Source organism: uncultured Methanobrevibacter sp., from assembly GCF_902801725.1.
Taxonomy (GTDB): Archaea; Methanobacteriota; Methanobacteria; order Methanobacteriales; family Methanobacteriaceae; genus Methanocatella.
Map to the genome: position 1 here is coordinate 1 of NZ_CADCJB010000068.1, position 7,143 is coordinate 7,143.

Sequence of the window (7,143 nt, forward strand, 5' to 3'; positions counted from 1 at the left end):
TTTGAACAGAATACTGCTGTTAAAGGATCTGCAATATATGTCGGAAATAACTCAATATATGTGAGTGTCTCATTATCCAAATTCATTAAAAACGACATCAAAAATGAGATGGGCGAAGATGCAGAACTTGAAGGTGGAGTAATATATGTTAATGCAAACGATGCTGAAGTAACCTTTAATATTGACTCATCCAACTTTGAAAGCAACTCCAACAAGGATGTTAATGGTGGAGTCATATGCCTTGACGGAATTTCAAACGCAAACATCGACACCTGTACTTTCAACAACAATAAAGGTAAAATGGGTTCTGTTATTTTAATGAAAAACCCTAATAATGAAAAGCTTAGGTTATTTATTGACAGCAGCCTCATTATGAACAACAATGCAACAATTGGAGCTATTGCAACATCTCCTAAAGTTACAGCATTCATTGACGGTTGTGTTCTTGCAAATAACACCGGTGAATACAGAAATATTTACAGCAATGGATTTACCGTAGCTCATGATACCATTTTTGATGTTAAAAATGTTGAATTAAAAGCATTGAATGTTAAATACGGTGAAAGCTCAATAATCAGCGGTACAGCAGATATTGGTGCTAATATCTATGCTGCAGCTAATTTAACAGTCGCTGGTGAAAACGTCACTGTGGAAATCAAAGACAATGCATTCACCTATAATACAGACATATTGAATCCGGGCAAATATCATGCTGTTTTAAACGGTATTGTAGATTACAATGAAAATGCATATCATATGGACAGCATTACTAAAATGTTCAAAGTCAAAAGTGCAAGCTTTGATTTGAATGTTTCCGTTGACAATATCACATATGGTGAAACCATAAAAGTCACTGAAACACTACCTGCAAATGCTATTGGTACAATAACCTACCAATTGAATGGAGTATATTATACAAAAGAAGAACTTGAGTCATTGAAATTAGATGCAGGAAAATACACTCTTGTAGCATTATATAATGACGAAGCTTTCGAATCCACATATTCCATTATTGATTTTGAAGTGAAAAAGGCCAATCCAACCATATCTGTAGCGGATGTGGAAGTTGGATCTGACGAAAACATTACTGTAAACATTGAAACAAATGTTCCATCAATCTACACAATAGAAATTGGTGACTACAAACTCATCACATTAATCAACGGCAGCAAGTCCATTGATGTGGATAAGACATTTGCACCTGGAACTTACACAATCAAGGTCACTTCACAGGAACGTGTAAACTACTTATCAGGTTCTGCTGAGGCCACTTTGAATGTCAAAGGCGGATCATCACTTGGCACCACCAGCAATGTTCTCGGCCAATCCTCAATTGAGGAAGTAGATGACGAAAACGTTAATAATTTCAATTGGAATTCCCATGATGATCTTCTTATTGCCTCAAACAATGACCTACTTGGTGATGAAGATTCCATTTTCGATGACTATGAAGAATATGGCAACTTCATTTACCAAGAGGATGAAGATGATGATGACCCTCAATATTTCGACACCCTGGAAGAGGCAATCGACGAGGCTTCACTAATGGGCGGTATCATTACAGTTAGAGGTGGAACCTATAAGGGATATGGATTCTGCGGAATTGAAATTGAAGGTGAATTGGAAATAACAATCAGAGCTTATCCTGGCGAAGAGGTTATTTTCGACTGTGAAGGTGAAAATCAATTCCTATATTTAACATATGAAACTGAAGTAGAATGGACTGAGACAGCTCCTCCTGTTCCATATACCTATCAGACAGAAGGTCCGACAATTACACTTGAAAACATTACCGTAATCAATGGATATTCTGATGGTGATGGTGGAGCTATCGAGATGGATGCAGGTACTTTGACATTAATGAACTGTAATTTCAGCAATAACAATGCTGATGCTGATGGTGGAGCCATATATATAGGTTCAGTCACTGCAGATGAGGATGCAATGGTTATTGCAGTAAATACTACATTTACAAACAATTATGCAAAAGGAGAAGGTGGAGCAATCTATATTGACGGCAGTCTACAGGATAACTCTGCAACATTTGGCTTCTGTACCTTTTTAGATAACTTCCAAGGAGAAGGGGAAAACCGTGAGATGAATTACTTTGCAGGATCTGGAGTTAGTGAAATAACCAGCAAATATTGTGTCTTCAATGGTACTGGCGAAATATACAATGTTGTCATAGATAAAATCAACCAGACAATCACAATTAACGGTACAAGCCCAGATCCATTTGATTCAGTGGTTTTAATGTACTTCGATCAAGTACCTGTATACACAATGTACAATAACGGATCCTTCAATTTCTACATCACTTTTGAAGAAGTATTGGGAGGTAACTATACAGTAGGTCTAATGAATGACCATAACTTCAATACATATCTCTTTGGGTATAAATTTGAAATGATTAATGCGAATTTCATCATATCAGAGGATGAAGTGTATGAAAACTTAACCGATGCTATTGATGCAGTTGTGGAAAATGGCATTATTTATGCAAATCATAATTACCATATTGAGGAGAATATGGAAATAGAAATCAGCAAATCCTTCACTCTTAAAAATTTCAGAGACCGTATTGTTATTTTCGATGGAAACAGTACAAACTGGTTCTTTACAGTGAATGAAGGATGCAATGTTGTGTTTGAAGGCATAAACTTTACCGATGGAAGCATAAAAACCAATGCGGCATTTGAAAATAATGGTAATTTAATATTTAAAAACTGTATATTCACTGATTTTGAAACCGAAGCAATAATATACAATACTGGTTTATTGAACATATTAAACAGTGAATTTTCCGACAATTCAATTAACAATGCAATTGTTTTAAATGAAGGAGAATTATCCGTCGATTCAACTGTATTTGCAAGCAATATCATTAATGCTAATTCCGTAATATTCAACAATGGAATTGCAGACATTACCTCCTCTAATTTCACAGAAAACATTAATTATGGAAATGGCGGTGCAATATACAGCACAAATTCATTAAACATTAACAACAGTGTTTTCACAGAAAATGAAGGTATAAATGGTGGAGCAGTTTACAGTACCGGAAAATTACAAGTTTTAAACTCCACATTTGAAGACAATACTGCAAACGGATATGGTGGAGCAATTTACAGTGAAAATGAATTAGAAGTCTTTAATTCAACATTCACCGGAGGATTTGCAGAAATTGACGGTGGTGCTATTTACAACAATAATATTGCTACTGTGAATAATTCAACATTCATTGCCAATACCGCAAGCGGTAAAGGTGGAGGGATTTATAACAACAGAACTTTAAAACTTACAGAATCTGTATTTGGAATTAACTATGCCGACGAGTTTGCAAACATTTACAATGCTGGAGAAATCGAATTCAGTGAAAACGTATTTGATTTCTATGATGTGATATTGCACATACCTGATGGTGAATACGGTGTCCCTGTAATAATTACCGGTACCCTTGACCCTCAATTCAACATTGATCTTCAACTTGTATTACCTGGATTTGTCAACAATACTGATGCAACAGTCGACATTACAGAAGGCATATTTGAACACAATGTAGGAGTCATGCCAAAAGGCATTTATGACGTCATATTAAATGAAATCATTTATGACAGCAACGGCAACATCTATTACGGTGAAGCAGTAATTGACAGGCTCATCATCCATAAGGCAAATGTATACATCAATCTTACTGTTGATGACATTGTCCTTAGGGAGGCATTAGTGGCTGCACCTGTTTTAAAAGTCAATGCAAGCAAAGATGGAATCATCAACCTTCTATTCAATAACAAGTTTTTAACTGTCAACATTACTGATGGTTATGGTGAAAAAACCTTGGAAAGTGTTGGAGAAGGAAACTACACTGTATTTGCAGTTCGTGAAGGTGATGAAAACTATAATGATGCAGTGAACACAACCACATTCAAAGTCACTGATTATGAGGGTAATTTCATTGTCAACAGTACTGGTAAAAAATTCGACACATTACGTGAAGCTATCGCTGATGCTTCAGATGATGACATCATTTATGTAAACGAAGGAAATTATACTGGTCCTGGCAATTTCGGAATTCTAATTAGAGATAAGAAATTAACTATTACTGCACTTGGAGATGTTGTTTTTGATGCGGCTTCAGCAGATTATTACTTTTTGACTATTTATCCAAATTCCGATGTTACCCTAGAAGATATTGTAATCACAGGTTTTAATACTGATGATTCAATTATTTATAATGAAGGTAATGTGACTGTTAACGGTTGTGCATTTGTCAATAACACTTTAAGTAGCGGTTCAGATAAAGCCGTTATCTACAATAAAGGAAATTTAACCATTGTTGAATCTGGATTTAATGACAATATTCTTGACTCTCCTATAGTTTATAGTAGTCTTAAATCAAGCAATGTCATTATTAACGAATCAACATTTGAGAACAACACAAACAGTCCGGGAAACATGATTTTAATAAGAAATGCAGATTCAGTAAAAATCATATCAACTGAATTTGTTGAAAACAGATTAGCGGAAAATATCATTGATGTTATAGGCTGTGGAAATGTTCTCATTAATTCTGCATTTATCAATAACACTGAAGGTGCAAATGTTATTCATGCAAGCGGAAATTCCAATCTACTCATTGAAGATTCAATATTCACATCCAATACCATGGATCGTGATGTGATCCAAACAATAGATAATAAACAATCCATTATTTCAGGTTGTACATTCACAGATAATGCTGTTGAAAATGTTATTAAAATTAATGACAAAAACATATCTGTTCTTGAATCCACATTTACAGCCAACACACTTTCAGAAAACGGTGCATTATACATTGGAACAAATATAAATGCAACTGTCGATGGCTGTGTATTTACAGACAATGATGCAGACAATTACAGAAACATCTATAGTGAACTTCACTGCTAATTTGGTCATTAACGGCAGAACTTATTCAGTAAACGTAACTGACAATAAGTTCACCCACAATGTAAAACGTCCTAGCGCTGGAGACCATACTGTAGTATTGAATGCGGAAGACAGTAATTCAAACAGTTACACTTTTGATAAAATAACTAAAATATTCACTGTCAACCAAATAGAACAGCTATTAAACGTTACAATTAAAGACATTAATTATGGTGAGAAATTAAATGTTACCATACTCGCCAATAAACCTAACAATGTTGTCTTTGAATTGAACGGCAAGACCTACACTAATGAGACTCTGCAAAATCTCACATTGGCAGCGGGTGATTATGTAATTGTTGCAAAATCTAGCGGAGATAAAAACTACCTTCCAGCTACTGCATTCGTTCATGTGAAAGTTCACAAGATTGCACCTGTCATTACAGTCAGTGATGTTGAAGTTAACTATGGCAATGAAATTAAAGTGGATGTAAGTGCCAATGCTCCTGATTATTACACCGTATTCATAGGTGATGAATCAGTGACCTTACCTGTTGAAGACCAAGCAACATTCACATTCAACGGTACACTCTTCAAGCCAGGCACTTATGAAATCAAAGCTTATGTGTTTGAAAGTGAAAATTATACCGAAGCATATGCAAACGCCACTTTAACAGTCAATAAATCTGATGATGGATTCTTCAGGTTATCAAACGATGTGATTGGTTATGGTGAAAATGCAACCATTAGAGTAACTGCTCCTGTCAATGCATATGGAAACATTACATACACTGTATATCAAAACGAGGAAGTAGTTTACACTATCAAACAATCATGTCTTGAAGACCTTGTTGTCCCTAACTTGAAACTAGGAACCTACATTGTCACAGGTACTTTTGAAGGCGACTCCTACTACACTAACAAGTCCAAAGTCAATTCCAGTGAAATAACCGTGACCAAAGGCGAACCAACTATTGACATCGACCTTGAAAACATAACTGGCAGCACACCTTCAATAACCGTGAGATTACCTGCGGATGCCACTGGAAATGTAACTCTCTATGTAAATGGCCAAGTGATACAAGTCGTTAACGTGACCAACGGCAGTGCAGTTGTCAACGTTACAGGCTTAAAACCGGGTAATAATACTGTTACTGTTGTCTACAGCGGTGACGGTAATTACAGTTCAGTCAATAAGTCAGCTGTCGTCAAGAACAATGCTTCAATTATTTCTTCTGACATGACCAGAGGTTATAATAGTGGCTTGGATTACACCGCAACATTATTTGATGCAGAAGGATTCCCACTTGCAAATGAAAAGGTAACCGTTAAGGTGGATACAAACACATACACTGTCCAAACCGATTCAAATGGTGTCTTGAGATTAAACAATAAATTATCTGTCGGAAATCATGCTATTGTCATTATTAATCCGGTAACTGGCGAATATAAATTGAATAATTTAAATATAGCTGCAAGGATTACAGGCAATAAGAACGTGAAAATCTTCTTTGCTGACAATTCCAAATATACTGTTAGAATTGTTGGTGACGACGGCAATTACGTTGGAGCAGGCGAAGTTGTTAAAATGAATGTTGGAGGTAAAACCTACTCTGTTAAAACAGATGCAAATGGTTATGCTACCCTTAAATTAAGTTTAAAAGTTAAAAAACACACTATTACTATAACATACAAAGGATTTACCACTAAAAATACAGTGACTGTTAAATCTGTTGTGAAACCTCTTAAAAAGTTAGTGAAACTTAATAAGAAATCTAAAAGTAAAGCTAAAAAGACAACAAAAGCTAAAAAGAAATCTAAATATCTTAAAATCAAAGTTAAACTCAAAGGCAAAAAAGTCCTTAAGAAGAAAAGAGTTTACATGAAATTTAAGGGTAAAACATACAAGGCAAAAACCAATAAGAAAGGAATTGCAACATTCAAAGTACCTAAAAAAGTTACCAAAAAACTTAAGAAAGGTAAAAAATACAAAGCAACCTTTACCTACAAGGTAAAAGCAAACGGAAAAACACTTAAAAACACAGCTAAATGCTATGTTAAAAGATACAGATAAAACACAAAATTTTTGAGGATTTTCAATCCTCACATTTTCTCTTTTTTTTCAAAATCACTTGATTGGGCCAATACTAATTTTAAACCCAAAAGCACTAAAAATCAGTTAAATTATAATTTTAAATCAAATAATTAAAAAAAAGAAAGGTTTGGATAATTTAG

At 34.8% G+C, this 7,143-nt stretch carries 2 protein-coding genes; both read left to right on the forward strand.

What is annotated here, in order from left to right:
- A partial coding sequence (locus QZV68_RS09950; protein ID WP_296880845.1) for a hypothetical protein occupies positions 1–4,929 on the forward strand: 4,929 nt, incomplete at its 5' end.
- Complete coding sequence (locus tag QZV68_RS09955) at positions 4,862–6,982, forward strand: Ig-like domain-containing protein (RefSeq protein ID WP_296880846.1); 2,121 nt, start codon at positions 4,862–4,864, stop codon at positions 6,980–6,982. The genes QZV68_RS09950 and QZV68_RS09955, both read left to right, overlap by 68 nt.
- Positions 6,983–7,143 lie beyond the last annotated feature (161 nt).